The sequence below is a fragment of the Mycobacterium bohemicum DSM 44277 genome (genome assembly GCF_001053185.1).
Classification (GTDB): Bacteria; Actinomycetota; Actinomycetes; order Mycobacteriales; family Mycobacteriaceae; genus Mycobacterium; species Mycobacterium bohemicum.
The window spans coordinates 1,700,065-1,715,026 of record NZ_CSTD01000001.1; the positions used below are offsets into that span (position 1 = coordinate 1,700,065).

Consider the following 14,962-nt stretch of genomic DNA (forward strand, 5'->3'; position numbering starts at 1 on the left):
ACGGGTCTGCCGCCCGCGGTCACTGCGCTCGCCTTGCCCGCGCACGGTCCCCGGCGAATCCGCGCACCGCGTGGGCGCGCACGAACTCGGCGACCACGTCGGGATTGTCCATGTCCAGCGTCGAGGACGGCGTGCTGAACAGCGAGAACAAAATGCGCGCGAACCACTCGGCGGCGGCCTCGACGTCGAGGTCTTTGCGGACTTCGCCGGTCAGCCTGGCGGCCGACAGGTACGGCTTGAAGAAATCCACGCACTCGCGAAGCAGGACGGCGGCATCCTTGGTCAAGAGCAGGCTGACCGCGTCTTCGTCGAAGTACTTCTCGGTCGCGATGACGCGCCGCGCCCGGGTCACGAATACCGCTGCGCGGCACAGCTTGTCCTCGAGAGAGGTGCCGCCGTCCATCGCCTTGGTCATCTCGCGGTAGAACCGCTGCGAGGCGTTTTCGGCACACGCCTCGACGATGGCGGCCTTGTCGGGAAAGTACTCGTAGACGGTGCTGCGCGACACGCCGGCCGTCCTGGCGATGTCGACGATCGTCGCCTTTTCCAATCCCTGCCTGCTGAAACAGGAGTAGGCGGACTCGACGATCAGCTCGCGGGTGTCCGCGATGGGACCGGAAGCCTCGGCAGCCTGACTCATCACGGAACCAGAGCGCCCCGGGGCACCAGCCCGGCATCGGCCGACGCGAACGCGTCGTTGACTTCGGCAAGACGGAACGGCTTGGGCATCAGACGTTCGAACGGAAAGTCGGTGTGCTGCAGGAAGGACAGGCCGATGGCCAGCGTGACCGGGTCGTAGAACATCACGCCGCGCACCGACTTGTTTCCGTAGACCAGGGCGCTCGGGTCCAGCTGGAACGTGCGCCCGATCCCGACGTTGCCGACCTCGAGCAGTGTGCCGCCGTTGTTGAGAAAGCCGATCCCCTCGGGAATGACGCCCGGCACCCCGACGACCTCGAGCACCCAGTCGGCTCCGATGCCATCGGTGTGCTGCCGAACCCGCTCGGTGACCTCGTGGGTCGACATGCCGCTCGCGTCGATGCATTCGGTGGCGCCGAAGTCGGCCGCGACGTCGAGGCGCTCGTTGATCTTGTCGATGACGACGACGGCCGCCGCGCCCGCCGTCCGCGCCACGGCGGCGGCGTTGATGCCCAGGCCGCCGGCGCCCTGGATGACGACAGTGTCACCCAGCCGCACGTCGCGCAGCGCGAAAAGAACCTGGGCGAGAGCGCAATTGAGCGGTGCGACGGCCTCGTCGGTGAGACCCTCGGGCACCTTGTACAGCGGCTGTCGTCGGCTGGTGTAGTAGTACTCCCCGTGCGCGGCCACGAAATGCGGCTCGTGCTCGTGCGTCCGGTATTCGCCGGCCATCAGGTTCTGGCAGGCGTGGGACCGGCCGCGCACGCAGGCGTGGCATTGCCCGCAGAACCAGAAGTAGGGCGTCACCACCCGGTCGCCCACCGCCAGCGGCTGGCCGGTCGCGTCGGTGGACAGGCCCTCGCCCAATTCCGCGATCTCGCAGACCATCTCGTGACCCATGGCGAAGGGGCACGGCAGGGGCAGCTCGCCGCGGAAGATGTGCAGGTCCGATCCGCAGATGCCGGCCATGCGCAGCTTGAGCGCCGCGGTGCCCGGCGCGGGCGCGGTGAGCGGGAAATCGGCCAGCTCTATCGGGCCTCCGGGCGCCGACAGCAGCGCGAGCTTGGGCATGGTGGCGATCCCTCAGCCGGCCGGCGCGAGGATCAGGCCGCTGGTGGGCACGCCGGTTCCCGAAGTGACCAGGACGTGCTCGACGTTGTCGACCTGGTTGTACGACGTGCCCCGCACCTGGCGCACGCCTTCGGTGATGCCGTTCATGCCGTGGATGTAGGCCTCGCCGAGCAGCCCGCCGTTGGTGTTGATCGGGAATTCCCCGCCCAGCGACAGGCGCTCGACGGTGGCGAAATCCTTGGCCTCGCCGCGGCCGCAGAACCCGAGCTCCTCGAGCTGGGCGAACACGAAGGGCGTGAAATGGTCGTAGATGAAGGCGGTCTGGATGTCCTGCGGCTTGAGGCCGGAATCGCGCCACAGCCGCTCGGCGACCACGCCCATCTCGGGGAGTCCGGTGATGTCCTCACGGTAGTAACTCGTCATCATCTCGCCGTTGGCGGCCGCGCCCTGCGCCGCCGCCGTTATGATCGCCGGCGGCTGGCGAAGGTCGCGGGCGCGTTCGGCGCTGGTCACCACCAGCGCAACCCCGCCGTCGCTCTCCTGGCAGCAATCCAGCAGGCGCAGCACGGGTTCGATGATCCAGCGCGAATTCTGGTGGTCCTCCAACGTGATGGGGCGCTGGTAGAACCAGGCGTCGGGATTGGTGGCCGCGTGCTTGCGGTCGACGACGGCGATCCTGCCGAAGTCCTCGTTGGTGACGCCGTAGGTCGACATGTAGCGCTGCGCGTGCATCGCGACCCAGGCCGCGGGAGTGAGCAATCCGAACGGCGCGTAGTGCGCCATGAACAACGGGGTCCCCAGGTCGGTGCGCCCACTGCCGCCGAAGCGCATGCCGGAGCGTTCGTTGAACGCTCGCCAGCACACCACCACGTCGGCGACGCCGGTCGCGACGGCCATCGCCGCGTGCACCACGGTGCCGGCCGCCGCGCCGCCGCCGTGATGCACCCGGGAAAAGAAGCTCAGGTCACCGATGCCGACGTTGCGGGCGATGTCGATCTCGTCGCTGGAGTCCATGGTGAAGGTGACCATGCCGTCGACGTCGCTCGGCGCGAGGCCGGCGTCGTCGAGCGCGGCACTGACCGCCTCGCAGGCCAATTGGAGCTCGCTGCGCCCGGACTCCTTGGAGAACTCGGTCTGGCCGATGCCCGCGATGGCGGTGGCGCCCGGCAGGATGCTGGTCATGCGCGCGTTCCGTCGAGCAGGCTCAGCACCGCGGTGCCCGAGACGTGATCACCAAGGCTGTTCGAGCCGGCGAAGGTGACTTCGACGAAGTTCTCACCGTCGGAGCCCTCGCTCTTGGACGTCACGCTGCCGGTGAATCGCAGCGGGTCGTCCGGAAAGCACGGCACGCCAAGGCGAATCGACAGGTTTTTGACCATCGCCTCCGGTCCGGCCCAGTCGGTGAGGAAGCGCACGCAGTATCCGTTGGTGGTCAGGATGTTCATGAACAGATTCGGCGAGCCCTGCTTTTGGGCGTAATCGCGGTCGTGGTGCACCGGCATGAAGTCCCTCGAGGCGATCGCGCCGGCGACGATCATCGTCGTGGTGATCGGGATTTCCAGCGGGGTCACCTCGTCGCCGACGTTGATGTCGGCCCAGGTGAGCGTCGTGCGGCCCTTGGCCGCTGTCGTGGGGTTCATCGGATTCCTTCCGGATAGGTGGCGCCGATACTGGCCAGCTGTGCCGACGCGGGTCCCAGCGTCAGTTCGTTGTGCTTGGCCCAGAGGAAATAGCGGTGCAGCGGGTAGGTGAGATCGATGCCGATCCCGCCGTGGACCTGCTGGGCCGTGGCGGCGACCCGCGCACCGGCCTCCGCGGCCCAGAACTTCGCGATGCGCGCCGCCCGGCGAGCCTCACCCGGGGGTCGGTCCCGTGCGATCAGCCAGGCCGCATGCCAGGTGGTCCACCGGATCGCTTCGGCGTCGATGAAGGCGTCGGCCATCCGCTGCTGCACCGCCTGAAAGCTGCCGATCGCTCGCCCGAATTGCTCACGCGCGCTGGTGTATTCGGCCGCGATCTGCAATGCGCGCTCCGCGACGCCGAGTTGGATGGCGCACAGCCCGACGAGCGCACGGGTGTACAGCGCACCGATCGCCGATCCGTCGCCGGGCAGCCGGTCGTCGGCGGAAACGGCGGCGCCGTCCAGGAATACGTCCGCGTGCGGTTCCCGGCCGGTGGTGGCGACCGGGCGGACCTCGACGCCGGGGGCGTCGGTGGCCACCAGGAACAGACCCGGGCCGCCGTCGTCGGTGGCGGCCGAAACCAGGACCGTATCGGCGAGCTGGGCGGCCGGCACCAGTTCTTTGACCCCGTCCAGCCGCCAGGCCGGCCCGTCGCGCCGCGCGGTGGTCGACGGGAGCGTCGGGTCGGAGCGGCCGGGCTCCTGCAGGCCCGCGCTGAGGATGCGGCTTCCCGCGACGACCCCGGGCAGCAATCGTCTTTGTTGCTCGGGCGTTCCGTGCCGCGCGACCGCGTCGGCGCCCAGCACCAGCGTCGCGTAGGCGGGCACCGGGGCGACGCTCCTGCCCACCTCGGCGAGCAGCATGGCGAGCTCCAGGAAGCCCCCACCGTTGCCGCCGAAGGTCTCCGGCAACGCCGTGCCCAGCAGGTCGGCGGCGGCGAGTTCCTGCCACAGCGCGGCGTCGAAGCGGACTTCGCCGGCTTCCAGTTCGGTCAGGCGCTCGGGGGTGGCCCGGCGCTCGAACAGGTCTTTCGCGAGCTTGGCGACCGTCTCCTGCTCTTCGGTGAACGTGAAATCCATTGCGCCGGCTATCCCGCGGGCCGGAACTGGTGCAACACCAGGTCGTTATCGAAGGTCTCGTAGTAGACCTGCACGGGCATGCCCACCGTGACGTCGGCCGGGTCGATGCCGCACAGGTTCGACACCAGCCGCACCCCTTCCTCGAGATCCACCAGCGCGACGATGTAGGGATAGTCGAAGAACGGGAACCGGGGCTCGTGCGGCATCACGTAGCTGTACACCGTGCCGCGGCCCGACGACTCGATGGCCTCCCACTGCAGGGAACGGCATGCGGGACACATGGGGCGGGGCGGGTGGCGCAACGCCCCGCAGCCGCTGCAGCGCTGGATCAACAGCTTGTGCTCGCGCAGCCCGCTCCAGAAGAACTCGGTGTCCGGGCTGATCGCCGGCGCCAACCGGGATGCCATCAGCTCGCCGGCCTGAATCGCAGCACGCGGAACCGCTGTCGCCCCAGCACCTCGCCGTTCTGATCGGTGTAGGTCGTCAACCAGGTCAGGAAGAAGCCGGTGCCCAGCGCGGTCTTCTTCTCGTCGGAGACGGACTCGTATACCGCCGTCGCGCTGATGACATCGCCGAGGCGCGGATACCGCTCGATCTCGAACTCCGAGTTGGTCGCCACGGTGCTGGTGTAGCCGGCCTCGTCGAGGAACGCCGTCGGGTTGCCGGTGATCTCGACGGGCGCGCCGCCGCGGTCACCGATCCCTTCCAGCTTGGGGGAGGGCATCGTCCACGTTTGCAGCATGACCGGCGGCGACACGATGCCGCCGAACCGCGTCGTCGCCGCGAACTCCGGATCGAGGTAGACCGGATTCATGTCGTCGAGGGCATGCGCCCAGTGCCGGATCATCGGTTGGTTCACCGGATCCGGTGCCACCGAAGGCTTTCCGGACCCCCCGGTGGGCTGGCCGACGAGCGCCCGCAACTTGGCGTGCAACTCGGAGTCTTGCTCGGTCACAGGTCTTGCCCTCCTGACTATTGCGCGGCCCGAAGGTCGCGAGGGGCTCGCGGCATCCCCAATCCGGCCATGGCGATGATGTCACGCTGAATCTCGTTGGCTCCACCCCCGAACGTGTTGATGACCGCGAACCGGTAGGCGGACTCCAGCGCCCCGCGCAGCGGCGCCGCCGGGCCCGCGCGCGACCCGTTGCGGTCGAGCACCTCCAGCAGCTGGCGGGCGACCTGCTGGGTCAGCTCGGTGCCGAAGACCTTGGCGGCCGACGCCTCGGCCATCCCAAGTACTCCCTTGGTCATGGCGGCGTTGACCCGCGTGTTGACCAGCTTGTAGGCGGCGACCTGGGCTTCGACCCTGGCGAGGGCGAGCTGCACCCAGGGCTGCTCGATGACGCGCCCGCCGTCGAGTTCGGTGCTGGTGGCCCAGTCCAGGGTCTTCTCGAACAGCGGCTCGATCGCGCCGAGATTGCCCAGGGCCGCGCGCTCGAAGTTCAGCTGGGTGGTGATCAGTTGCCACCCCTGGTTTTCCCCGGCGACGATGGCGCTCTCCGGGACGCGGACGTCGTCGTAGAACGTGTAGAACGTGGAGACACCCGGCATGGTGTGCAGCGGCCGCCAGGAGAAGCCGGGCGACGACGTCGGCACGATGAAGATGGTAATGCCCTTGTGTTTCTTGACGTTCGGGTCCGTGCGCGCCGCCAGCCAGATGTAATCGGCGTACGCGGCGCCGCTGGTGAACATCTTCTGGCCGTTGATCACCCAGTCCGCGCCGTCGCGGACCGCGGCGGTGCGCAGCGACGCCAGGTCGCTGCCCGCGCCGGGCTCGGAGTAGCCGATCGCGAACTCCACGCTGCCGTCGAGGATCGCCGGGAGGAACTGTCGTTTCTGCTCGTCGGTGCCGCACTGCATGAGGGTGGGCCCGACGGTGTTGAGCGTCACGAGCGGGATCGGCGCATTGACCCGCTGCGCCTCCTCGGCGAAAATGAACTGCTCGATAGCCGAAAATCCGCGGCCGCCATACTCTTTGGGCCACCCGACGCCGAGCAGGCCGGCCGCCCCCAGGGCGCGCACGCAGTCCCGCACTTCCGGGCCGCCCTCGACGCGGTCGCCGATCGCCGCAACGCGTTCCGGTGTCATCACGCGTTCGAGTGCGGCGCGGATCTCGGCGCGCAGCCGCTTCTGCTCGGGCGTGTAATCGAGTTCCATGACTCAGCTCGCGCTCTCGAACCGCACCGGCATCCGCTTCACGCCGGGCACCATCGTGGCCCGCATCCGGTCCACGTCGCCGACGAGTTCGAGCCTGGGGAATCGCCGCAGCAGCTCCTCGAACATCACCGACGCCTCCAGGCGCGCCAATTGCGCACCGATGCAGGAGTGTTCACCACACCCGAACGCGATATGCGGATTGGGCCGGCGGGTCACCTTGAACTCCTCGGAATCCGCACCGAATACGTCCTCGTCGCGGTTGGCCGACTGGTAGAGCATCACGACGGTCTCGCCTTCGGCGATGCGCTGGCCGCGGATCTCGACGTCGGCGGTGGCGGTGCGCGCCATGTGCACCACCGGGCTGTTCCAGCGCAACATCTCCTCGACGGCGTCCGGAATCAGCCGGGGATCGGCGGCCAGCAAGCGGTACTGGTCGGGATGCGCGATCAGCGCCAGCGTGCCCAGCGCGATCAGATTGCGGGTCGTCTCGTTGCCCGCCACCAGCAGCAGGAACGAGAAGTTGAGCAGGTCCTCGTCGGTGAGCCGGTCCCCGTCGATCTCCGCGCGCGCCAGCACCGACAGCAGGTCGTCGCGCGGGCTGCTGCGCCTCGCGGCGATCAGCTTCTGGAAGTACTCGTAGAGCTGTCCCATGGCCACCAGGGAGTCGAGTTCGATCTCCGGGTCGGCCGTTCCGGTGGCCGCGTCCGACCACGCCCGGAACTGCTCCCAGTCGTCGGGCGGCGCGCCGATGAGCTCGGCGATCATCCGGGTGGGCAGCGGCGCGGCGATCTCCTCGGCGAACTCGTGGACCGAATCCGGTTCGATGCCATCGAGTATTCCCCGGACGATCTCGCGGATCTTCGGCTCCAGCACGGCCACCCGCCGGCGGGTGAACCCGGAGTTGATCAGCTTGCGCAACTGCCGGTGCCGCGGCGGATCGGTGAAGATCAGGTTGCCCTCCTGCACCGGGTTGGGCAGCTGCGGGTCGGGGATCGAGATGCCCTTGGTCGAGGTGAACAACGTCGGGTTGCTCGAAACGAAGCGGATGTCCTCGTATTTCAGCAGCGCCCAGAAGTTGGTGACGTCGTTCCAGCACACCGGCATGTTGGCCCGCAGCTCCCGGTACGCCGGGTAGGGATCGCCCGCGTAGAAGTCGGGGGAGTGCAGCGGAAAAGTAGTCTGCACGGCAGGCCTCCCTCGCCAGGCGAATCCGACAGATCGTGCCAATGTGTCTTGCGAGGTTGTGTCTACTCCGGCCCCGCTGCTTCTGTCAATACGCGCCCAACGACAGTAAATAGCGTGGAATTCGGCGAATTGGTGATTGACGCCGGGACGGCGTGGGTGAACACTGACTGCCTAGATGACCGACGTTCGGTGAGGAATCAGATGGCCGAGTTACCACCTCCGGGTCCCCTTCTCGACACCTACCAGCTCTACATCGGCGGCAGCTGGGTAGAGCCGGAGGACGGTCGCTACGACGACCTCGACCCGGCCACCGAACAGATCATCGGCACCGCGCCCGACGCGAGCGCCGCGCAGGTCGGCGAGGCGATCGCCGCCGCACGGCGCGCGTTCGACAGCGGGCCGTGGGCGGCCATGGGACCTGAGGGCCGCGCCCGGTGCCTCAATCAGCTCGGCGACGCCCTGCTCAAGCACGCCGACGAGTTCTTCGCGCTGTCGCAGGCGGAGTGGGGCTGCGTCGCGAACGAGCGCATGATGCAGATCGACGGCGCGGGATACATGTCCATGTATGCGGCCCAACTCGCCACGCAGTTGACCGACGAGCCGATCACCGGGGTCGGCGCCGGGACGACGTTGCTGCGACACGAGCCGCTGGGCGTGGTTTCGATCCTGACCCCGTGGAACTTCCCGCACTGCCTCAACGTGATGAAGGTGAACAACGCGCTCGCCGCCGGCAACACCGTCGTGCTCAAGCCGTCGCCGCTGACGCCGATCGCCGGCCTCGCGCTCGCCCGTATCATCGACGAGCACACCGACATCCCGCCGGGCGTCGTGAATGTCGTTACGCCATCCGGCATTCCGGCCGCCAAGTTGCTCACCACCGATCCGCGTGTCGACATGATCAGCTTCACCGGCAGCTCGGCGGTCGGCTGTGAGGTCATGCGGACCGCGGGTGACTCGATGAAGCGCCTGCTGCTGGAGTGCGGCGGGAAATCGGCAAGCATCGTGCTGGACGACACGCAGGTGACCGACGAGATGCTGCGCCAGATGCTGTTCGATTGCTGCTCGCTGCACGCCGGGCAGGCCTGCATCCTGCACAGCCGGCTCCTGCTGCCCGATTCGCTGCACGACGACGTCGTCGACCGGCTGGTCGCGCTCGCGCGAGCCGTCAAGGTCGGCGACCCGAGGGACCCCGAGACGCAGATGGGTCCGCTGATCAGCGCGGCGCAGCGGGACCGGGTCCAGGCGCACGTCGACGGCGCGGTCGACGAGGGGGCCAAACTGGCGGCCGGCGGCGGCCGCCCGGCCGGCCTCGACGTCGGCTACTACTTCGAACCGACGATCCTCACCGACGTGGACCCGGACTCGAGGATCGCCCAGGAGGAGGTCTTCGGTCCCGTGCTGTCGGTGCTCCGCTACTCCGACGACGCCGACGCCGTTGCGATCGCGAACAACTCGCGCTACGGGCTGTCCGGCGGCGTGTGGGGCGGCGACGTGGACCGGGCCGTCGACGTCGCCCGTCGCCTGCGCACCGGGCAGGTCGCGGTCAACGGCGTCGGGCCCGGTGACGCGCCCTTCGGCGGTTTCAAACTGAGCGGGTTCGGCCGGGAGAGCGGCGGGGTCAGCGGACTGCACCAGTACATGGAGGTGAAGGCCATCGGGATCCCGGCATGACGGGACCCCTCGCCGGGCTCCACGTCGTCGAACTCACCACCGAGATCGCGGGTTGTTACGCCGCAAAGCTTCTCGTCGACCTCGGCGCCGACGTGGTCAAGGTCGAGCCCCCGGCCGGGGACCCGCTGCGCCGGTGGGGCCCGTTTCCGGACGGGCTTCGCGATCCACGGCGCAGCGGGCTGTTCGAGTACCTCAACGCCGGAAAGCGCTGCGCCACACTCGACGTGGACCAGCCCGGCGACGCGGCCGCCGCCCGCGAGCTGATCGCCGCAGCAAACGTGCTCGTCGAGGATTTCGCCCCCGGGACGCTCGAGGGCTGGGGGCTGGGCCCGGACGACCTGGACCGGCTCAACCCGAACTTGGTGCTGCTGCGCATCTCTGCGTTCGGTCAGACCGGCCCGTGGCGCGATCGGCGTGCCACCCCGCTGACCCTGCAGGCGGCGTCGGGATGGATCAGCGCCAGGGATCCCGAGCGCCCACCGGTGCAAGTCGGCGCCCGCATCCCCGAGTACGTCGCGGGCGCCTACGGTGCGCTGGGCGCGCTGACGGCGCTGCGGTTGCCTGCCGCCGGCGGTGTCAGGCAGGTCGACGTGTCGCAGTTGGAGGCGCTGCTGTCGACGCTGCCCTATCCGATGCTGATGGCGGAGCGAATGAAAAGCCTTGGCCTGCCGGCGAATCTGCGGTCGGCACCCATGCTCGGCGTGGTGCGTGCCGCCGACGGCTGGGTGGGCATCAACTGCCTGACCGGTCAGCACTGGCTCGACGTGTGCGCGATGCTCGGCCTGCCCGAGTACGGCGAGCAGCAGATCGCGATCATGCTGGGCGGCCCGGAGCGCGACGAATTCTTCGCCAAGGCGGAGCCGGTGCTGGCCGGTCAGACCGTCGCCGAGATCGTCGAACTCGGCCAGGCGCTGCGCATCCCGACCTCCCCGGTCAACGACGGCGCCACGGTGCTGGACTGTCCGCAGTACGCCGAACGCGGCTTCTTCGTCGGGGCGGGTGGACCGGGGTGGTCGTTCCGGCGCCCGGGCCCGGCGTTCAGGTTCCCGAAAGTCTCTGCCCCACAACCGCCCCCGGCGGACACGCCGCCGGGTCCGCTGCCCTTCGCCGGCCTGCGGGTGCTCGACCTGACCACCTTCTGGGCCGGGGCGTACCTGACGTGTTATCTGGGTGCCTTCGGAGCCGACGTGATCAAGGTGGAATCGATCCAGCGTCCCGACGGGCACCGCTACTCCGGGGCGTTCGCCTACGAGGGCGACGACTGGTACGAGCGCAGCCCCATCTGGCAGGGCACCAACCTCAACAAGCGCGACCTCACACTCGATCTGACCTCGGACCGTGGCCTCGGCATCGCCCGCCGGCTGGCCGCGCGGGCCGACGTCGTCGTGGAGAACTTCTCGCCGCGGGTGGTCGAGCAGTTCGGCCTGGACTACGACTCACTGGTGTCGCTGAGGCCCGACGTGATCGCCGTGCGGATGCCGGGCTACGGCCTGCAGGGCCCCTGGCGCGACTACGTCGGCTGGGCGCTGAACTTCGAGCAGACCGCGGGGATGTCCGCGGTTACCGGATATCCCGACGGCCCGCCGTGCAACCCGCAGGGGCCCGCCGACCCCATCGTCGGCGTGCACGCCGGGGTCGCGCTGCTGGCGGCGCTCGAGCACCGGCGCCGCACCGGGGAGGGCCGGCTGATCGAGATCGCCCAGATCGAGGTCGCGGCGTGTGTGACGGCCGAACCGGTGATCGAGTACTCGATGAACGGGGTGGTGGCGCCGCGGGAGGGCAACCGCCGGCGGGGCTACCTGCAGGGTGTCTACCCGACCAGCGACGAGGGCTGCTGGGTGGCGCTGTCCGTGCCCGACGACCCGCGCGTCGACCATGACGTCTTCGACGAGATGGTCGCCGCCTGGACCCGCACACGGGCGGCCGGTGACGTGGTGGAACTTATGCGGGCGCAGGGCATCCCGGCGGAGCGAGTCGTCACGGGGGAGGGGATGTATGACATTCCGCAGCTGCAGGCCCGCGGATACTACGAGGAGTTCGAGCATCCGATCACCGGCTCCCACCGCTACCCCGGCTGGCCGTTCCGCATCACCCCGGGGCCGCCGCGTCACCACCGCGGCGTCCCACCGACGCTGGGCCAGCACAACGAGGAGATCCTGCGCGACCTGGGCTGTTCCGCGGACGAGTTGGCCGCGTTGCGGGCCGAGCGGGTCATCGGTGAGCGGGTGCTGAACGCCTAGTCGTAGCGCTACGAGCCGCCTTCCGTGACCGGTTCGGCGGATGGAAGGCTAGTGGCATGGTCATCGAGATCGCCCGGCCCAAGCTCGAAGGAAACGTCGCGGTCGGCGAGGACCGCCAGATCGGCTTCGCCGAGTTCGGCGACCCGCAAGGGCGGGCGATGTTCTGGCTGCACGGCACACCCGGGGCCCGGCGCCAGATTCCTGTCGAAGCGCGCGTCTACGCCGAACAGCACCGCATCCGGCTGATCGGTCTCGACCGTCCCGGCATCGGTTCCTCGACGCCGCATCGGTACGAGAACATCCGGGCGTTCGGCGACGACCTGCGGACGATCGCCGACACGCTGGGCATCGACAAGATGGCCGTCATCGGCCTGTCCGGCGGCGGTCCGTACGCGCTCGCCTCCGCGGCGGTGCTGCCCGATCGGGTGGTGGCCGTCGGGGTGCTCGGCGGCGTCGCCCCGTTCCTCGGCGACGAAGGCATCGCCAGCGGCCTGATGAATCTGGGCAAGCGGGTGGCTCCGCTGCTGCGACTGGGTGGCGACCCGCTGCGGATCGGCGCCAGCCTCGTCGTCCGGATGATCCGCCCGGTGGCGAATCCCGCGCTGTATCTGTACGCCGCGATCTCACCCGAAGGCGACCGGCGCCTGCTGACCCGGCCCGAGTTCGGGGCCATGTTCCTCGACGACCTGCTCAATGGCAGCCGCAAGCAGCTGGCGGCCCCGTTCAACGACATCATCCTGTTCACCGGCGACTGGGGATTCCGGCTGGACGAGGTCAAGGTGCCGGTCCGGTGGTGGCACGGCGACAGCGACCACATCGTGCCGTTCGCGCACGGCGAGCACGTGGTGTCGCGGCTCCCCGATGCCGAGCTCATCGTGCTGCCGGGCGAAAGCCACCTGGGCGGCCTCGGGCGTGGTGAGGAAATCCTGTCCACCCTGATGAAGATCTGGGACGAGCAGTAACGTGCTGCTCGCTTCGCTGAACCCCGCGGCCGCCGACATCGCCGACGCGGTCAGCATCGACGGCGCGGCGCTCAGCCGCGACGACCTGGTGGGCGCCGCCACCTCGGTGGCCGAGCGCGTCGCCGGCGCCCGGCGAGTGGCGATCCTGGCCACGCCGACCGCGGCCACGGTGCTGGCCGTCACCGGCTGCCTGATCGCCGGAGTGCCGTTCGTTCCGGTGCCCGCCGACGTCGGCGCCGCCGAGCGCCGCCACATGGTCACCGACTCCCGCGTGCAGGCCTGGCTGGGTCCGGTGCCGGACGAACCGGAGGGGCTGCCCCACATCCCGGTGCGACTGCACGCCCGATCCTGGCACCGCTATCCCGAGCCGTCACCCGACGCCACCGCGATGGTCATCTACACCTCGGGCACCACCGGCCTGCCCAAGGGGGTCGTGCTCAGCCGGCGGGCCATCGCCGCCGACCTCGACGCGCTGGCTGAGGCCTGGCAGTGGACGCCCGAGGACGTGTTGGTGCACGGGCTGCCGTTGTTCCACGTGCACGGGCTGGTGCTCGGGCTGCTCGGGTCGCTGCGGATCGGAAATCGCTTCGTGCACACCGGTAAACCGACCCCGGCCGGGTATGCGGGTGCTTGTGCGGGGGCGGGCGGCACCCTGTATTTCGGCGTGCCCACGGTGTGGTCGCGGGTGGTCGCCGACGAGGCGGCCGCCCGAGCGTTGCGCCCGGCGCGGCTGCTCGTATCCGGAAGCGCACCGCTGCCGGTGCCCGTGTTCGAGGGGCTGGCCGCGCTGACCGGACACCAGCCCGTCGAACGCTACGGCGCCTCCGAATCGCTGATCACGCTCTCGACGCGCGCCGACGGCGAGCGCCGCGCCGGCTGGGTGGGCCTGCCGGTGGCCGGCGTGCAGACCAGGCTGGTCGACGACCACGGCGACCCGGCGCCGCGCGACGGGGAGACCGTCGCGCGGCTTCAGGTTCGGGGACCGACGATGTTCGACGGCTATCTGAACCGGCCGGACGCGACCGCCGAGGCGTTCGACGCCGACGGCTGGTACCGCACCGGGGACGTCGCGGTGGTCGACGGCGGCGGGATGCACCGCATCGTCGGGCGCGAGTCCGTCGACCTGATCAAGTCCGGCGGGTACCGCATCGGCGCCGGGGAGATCGAGACGGCGCTGCTCGGGCACCCGGGCGTGCGGGAGGCCGCCGTCGTCGGGCTGCCCGACGAGGACCTCGGCCAGCGGATCGTCGCGTTCGTCGTCGGCTCGGCCGAGCCCGGCGCGCTGATCGACTTTGTCGCGGGGCAGCTTTCGGTGCACAAGCGTCCGCGCGAGGTGCGCATCGTCGACGCGCTGCCCCGCAACGCCATGGGCAAGGTGCTCAAGAAGCAACTGCTGGCCGAGGGCTGAGCCGGCGGGCTACGGCACCAGCGCCCAGAACGGGTGCGTGACCGACCAGACCGGGTGGGTCAGGTCGTCGGCGTAGTGGTAGATCGGGTGCGTCGGGGGCGGCACCGGATGCATCGGGGCCGCCACGGGGTGACCGGGCTGCATGGTCGGCGGCACGCCGGGTGCGGCGTTGGCCACCGCGGGACCGGCCAGCAGTCCGGCGAGCGACAGGCCGGCGGCGCACAGGACGCCGGCGGACAAGGTGCGGATCTTGGACATGTCAGTCTCCCTTCCGGGATTGTCATATGTGGTTGACAATTTGAATCGTAGGAGCGGTTGGCTAGACTGTCAACCATGGTTGTCAATCCGGAGGCGCCCGGGTCCAAATCGCCGCAGACGGAGCTGGGTCAGGCCTTGCGGATGGCGTGGTGGAGCTACGTCCACCGGATCGACACCGACATGGAGGCGGCGGGGTACCCGGAGCGGCGCGCCGCCATGAACTACGTGTTCGCCCTGTACGCCCAGCCCGCGCCGCTCACCATTTCGCAGATGGGGCGGCAGTTCGACGTGAGTCGGCAAGCCGCCAGCAAGATCGTCGCCGACCTGCGCCGGCGGGGCTACGTCGACGTCGTCGCGTCGACGGAAGACCAGCGGGAGAAGGTGGTCGAGCTCACCGACAAGGCGGTCGAGCACGTCCGGGCCCGCCTGCACGCGGCCGCCGCGCTGGACCGGGCCGTGCGCAGGCGTGTCGGTGCCGACGGCCTCGAACGGCTGCACCGGGCGCTCGAGGCCGTCGGCGAAGTCGCCAGGGGCAACGCCGAGCTCGACCCCGCCAACTTGTACCGGGCGCCCGACCTGTGGTGAGGCGACACGCAGGATGTTGGCAGTT

The 14,962-nt window shown here is 69.5% G+C and carries 15 protein-coding genes; 5 read left to right on the plus strand and 10 right to left on the minus strand.

Going from position 1 to position 14,962, the window contains the following annotated elements:
* Positions 1–19: 19 nt before the first annotated feature.
* From BN971_RS07750 to BN971_RS07790, 9 genes are read right to left on the minus strand one after another with little or no spacing between them, the layout of a single operon-like run.
* A complete protein-coding gene (locus BN971_RS07750; protein WP_085180559.1) occupies positions 20–640 on the minus strand; it encodes a TetR/AcrR family transcriptional regulator in 621 nt (206 codons plus the stop codon).
* Entirely contained in the window at positions 640–1,710 is a 1,071-nt protein-coding gene (locus BN971_RS07755) for a zinc-binding dehydrogenase (RefSeq protein ID WP_085180351.1), read from the minus strand. The genes BN971_RS07750 and BN971_RS07755 overlap by 1 nt, the downstream gene beginning before the upstream one ends.
* Before the next feature lie 12 nt (positions 1,711–1,722).
* Positions 1,723–2,892, minus strand: a complete 1,170-nt coding sequence (locus BN971_RS07760; RefSeq protein ID WP_085180349.1) for a lipid-transfer protein — start codon at positions 2,890–2,892, stop codon at positions 1,723–1,725.
* Positions 2,889–3,350 (minus strand): MaoC family dehydratase, encoded by a 462-nt coding sequence (locus BN971_RS07765; RefSeq protein ID WP_085180347.1) that lies wholly within the window; start codon positions 3,348–3,350, stop codon positions 2,889–2,891. Before BN971_RS07765 ends, BN971_RS07760 begins: the two co-directional genes overlap by 4 nt.
* Positions 3,347–4,471: an acyl-CoA dehydrogenase family protein gene (locus BN971_RS07770; RefSeq protein ID WP_085180345.1), complete on the minus strand. Its 1,125-nt coding sequence runs from the start codon at positions 4,469–4,471 to the stop codon at positions 3,347–3,349. The genes BN971_RS07765 and BN971_RS07770 overlap by 4 nt, the downstream gene beginning before the upstream one ends.
* A gap of 8 nt (positions 4,472–4,479) precedes the next feature.
* Positions 4,480–4,878, minus strand: a complete 399-nt coding sequence (locus BN971_RS07775) for a Zn-ribbon domain-containing OB-fold protein (RefSeq protein WP_085180343.1) — start codon at positions 4,876–4,878, stop codon at positions 4,480–4,482.
* Complete coding sequence (locus BN971_RS07780; RefSeq protein WP_085180341.1) at positions 4,878–5,426, minus strand: FAS1-like dehydratase domain-containing protein; 549 nt, start codon at positions 5,424–5,426, stop codon at positions 4,878–4,880. The genes BN971_RS07775 and BN971_RS07780 overlap by 1 nt, the downstream gene beginning before the upstream one ends.
* A gap of 17 nt (positions 5,427–5,443) precedes the next feature.
* Positions 5,444–6,628 (minus strand): acyl-CoA dehydrogenase family protein, encoded by a 1,185-nt coding sequence (locus BN971_RS07785; protein WP_085180339.1) that lies wholly within the window; start codon positions 6,626–6,628, stop codon positions 5,444–5,446.
* Positions 6,629–6,631: 3 nt separating this feature from the next.
* The gene (locus BN971_RS07790) at positions 6,632–7,813 is read right to left on the minus strand and encodes a cytochrome P450 (protein ID WP_085180337.1); all 1,182 of its coding nucleotides are present in this window, start codon (positions 7,811–7,813) and stop codon (positions 6,632–6,634) included.
* Between the two features lie 201 nt (positions 7,814–8,014).
* Here BN971_RS07790 and BN971_RS07795 point away from each other — a divergent pair, with 201 nt between their 5' ends.
* Genes BN971_RS07795 through BN971_RS07810 form a run of 4 tightly spaced genes read left to right on the plus strand, consistent with a single transcriptional unit; the run spans position 8,015 to position 14,094 of the window.
* Complete coding sequence (locus BN971_RS07795) at positions 8,015–9,484, plus strand: aldehyde dehydrogenase family protein (protein ID WP_085180335.1); 1,470 nt, start codon at positions 8,015–8,017, stop codon at positions 9,482–9,484.
* On the plus strand, positions 9,481–11,724 hold the full coding sequence (locus tag BN971_RS07800; protein ID WP_085180333.1) for a CaiB/BaiF CoA transferase family protein: 2,244 nt from the start codon (positions 9,481–9,483) through the stop codon (positions 11,722–11,724). Before BN971_RS07795 ends, BN971_RS07800 begins: the two co-directional genes overlap by 4 nt.
* Positions 11,725–11,780: 56 nt before the next feature.
* Positions 11,781–12,686 (plus strand): alpha/beta fold hydrolase, encoded by a 906-nt coding sequence (locus BN971_RS07805; RefSeq protein WP_085180332.1) that lies wholly within the window; start codon positions 11,781–11,783, stop codon positions 12,684–12,686.
* A gap of 1 nt (position 12,687) precedes the next feature.
* Entirely contained in the window at positions 12,688–14,094 is a 1,407-nt protein-coding gene (locus BN971_RS07810) for an acyl-CoA synthetase (RefSeq protein WP_085180330.1), read from the plus strand.
* A 9-nt stretch (positions 14,095–14,103) separates the two neighbouring features.
* On the opposite strand, the gene BN971_RS07815 is transcribed toward BN971_RS07810, so the two are convergent.
* Positions 14,104–14,352, minus strand: a complete 249-nt coding sequence (locus BN971_RS07815; RefSeq protein WP_085180328.1) for a hypothetical protein — start codon at positions 14,350–14,352, stop codon at positions 14,104–14,106.
* A 75-nt stretch (positions 14,353–14,427) separates the two neighbouring features.
* Here BN971_RS07815 and BN971_RS07820 point away from each other — a divergent pair, with 75 nt between their 5' ends.
* Positions 14,428–14,937 carry a MarR family winged helix-turn-helix transcriptional regulator gene (locus tag BN971_RS07820; RefSeq protein ID WP_085180326.1) on the plus strand — a complete coding sequence of 170 codons (510 nt, stop codon included), beginning with the start codon at positions 14,428–14,430 and terminating at the stop codon, positions 14,935–14,937.
* Positions 14,938–14,962 lie beyond the last annotated feature (25 nt).

What these genes read in the sequence shown, in the direction of transcription:
- BN971_RS07750 (WP_085180559.1), bottom strand. Translation starts at nt 640, where the DNA reads ATGAGTCAGGCTGCCGAGGCTTCCGGTCCCATCGCGGACACCCGCGAG.
- BN971_RS07755 (WP_085180351.1), bottom strand. Translation starts at nt 1,710, where the DNA reads ATGCCCAAGCTCGCGCTGCTGTCGGCGCCCGGAGGCCCGATAGAGCTG.
- BN971_RS07760 (WP_085180349.1), bottom strand. Translation starts at nt 2,892, where the DNA reads ATGACCAGCATCCTGCCGGGCGCCACCGCCATCGCGGGCATCGGCCAG.
- BN971_RS07765 (WP_085180347.1), bottom strand. Translation starts at nt 3,350, where the DNA reads ATGAACCCCACGACAGCGGCCAAGGGCCGCACGACGCTCACCTGGGCC.
- BN971_RS07770 (WP_085180345.1), bottom strand. Translation starts at nt 4,471, where the DNA reads ATGGATTTCACGTTCACCGAAGAGCAGGAGACGGTCGCCAAGCTCGCG.
- BN971_RS07775 (WP_085180343.1), bottom strand. Translation starts at nt 4,878, where the DNA reads ATGGCATCCCGGTTGGCGCCGGCGATCAGCCCGGACACCGAGTTCTTC.
- BN971_RS07785 (WP_085180339.1), bottom strand. Translation starts at nt 6,628, where the DNA reads ATGGAACTCGATTACACGCCCGAGCAGAAGCGGCTGCGCGCCGAGATC.
- BN971_RS07795 (WP_085180335.1), top strand. Translation starts at nt 8,015, where the DNA reads ATGGCCGAGTTACCACCTCCGGGTCCCCTTCTCGACACCTACCAGCTC.
- BN971_RS07800 (WP_085180333.1), top strand. Translation starts at nt 9,481, where the DNA reads ATGACGGGACCCCTCGCCGGGCTCCACGTCGTCGAACTCACCACCGAG.
- BN971_RS07805 (WP_085180332.1), top strand. Translation starts at nt 11,781, where the DNA reads ATGGTCATCGAGATCGCCCGGCCCAAGCTCGAAGGAAACGTCGCGGTC.
- BN971_RS07815 (WP_085180328.1), bottom strand. Translation starts at nt 14,352, where the DNA reads ATGTCCAAGATCCGCACCTTGTCCGCCGGCGTCCTGTGCGCCGCCGGC.
- BN971_RS07820 (WP_085180326.1), top strand. Translation starts at nt 14,428, where the DNA reads ATGGTTGTCAATCCGGAGGCGCCCGGGTCCAAATCGCCGCAGACGGAG.